At 63.3% G+C, this 1064-nt stretch carries 1 protein-coding gene; it reads right to left on the bottom strand.

What is annotated here, in order from left to right:
* On the bottom strand, positions 1-1064 hold a 1064-nt coding region (locus tag HGP16_RS33685; RefSeq protein WP_168844262.1), incomplete at both ends, for a MobA/MobL family protein.

The raw sequence follows: 1064 nt of genomic DNA, 5'->3' as shown, positions 1-1064 counted from the left end.
TGCATCCAGCATGTCGCGCTGCTGTTTCCAGCGCAGTTCCCAAGAGGCGAGCGTGCGGCTCCGGATGCCGGCTTCTTTCTCGAGACCCTCGGCCGCCTTGCCGGCAAGGGCCGCGCCGACAACGCGATATCCGGCAAGTTCCCAGGCCTCGCGGGCCGCCTTCATCATGGTGGTCTTGCCAGCACCGGCGCGGCCGACGACGGCGGCGATCCGTGCAGAGCCCGCAACATGCTCGATCGCAGCCTTCTGTTCGGGCGAGAGACGCGTGTGACGGGAGAAGACCGCCTCCAGCACGCTCTTGGAGACGCCATTGGCTTTCCGTTCCGACAGCCAGGTCGCCTGCCGCGCCATCTCGGCTTCGAGCCGTATCAATTCCCGCGTGGTGTAGCGCGACCGCACCCGCTCGCCGGTCGTCAAATCGATCGTATCGCGCTGAAGGCGCAGCAATTCCGAGCTCTGCATGACGCGCGCCAGGAGCTGTTGGAAGACGTAGTGATCGTCGACATAGCGGTGCAGCACCTTGGCGATGTCGCGTTCATCGAACACGCTCTTCTCACGCGTAATGAGGTCGAGGACGATCTGCGGGCGCCGAAGCATCCGCCGCGCGTTTTCCGCCCGTCGCGCCTCGTTCAGGTCCAGCCGTTCGAGCTCCGCACGGACGCCCCGGCTTTCCGCCTTTCGCTCGATCGCCTTTGTCCCGACGCCAAGGTGGATGGTCGGCTCCAGCTCGATGCCCCGCTTTTCGTAGGAGCGGCCATCGATGCGAAGCTCGACACCATTGATCGCCAAATGATGGTTCTGCCGTTCGAACCATCCGTCACGCAGGGCATTGAAGTCATCGGCCGAACCGGCCCAGAGCTCATAGACGATCTTGCCGGCCTTCGTTCTGAGTGGTTGCCCATCCTCGCCGATGACCGGAACCTTCTTCGCGCCGAAACCAGCCTCGGTCAGCGGGCGTAATGTTGTCATCAGGTGGATATGCGGATTGCCGGGATTGTCGTGGTAGACCCAGTCCGCGACCATGCCGTTCGAAAGGACATGTCTTTCGACGAAGTCCCGTACGA

Origin of the sequence: Rhizobium sp. P40RR-XXII (assembly GCF_012641405.1) — a bacterium.
Taxonomy (GTDB): Bacteria; Pseudomonadota; Alphaproteobacteria; order Rhizobiales; family Rhizobiaceae; genus Rhizobium.
This window is presented reverse-complemented; position numbering and strand designations above follow the sequence as displayed.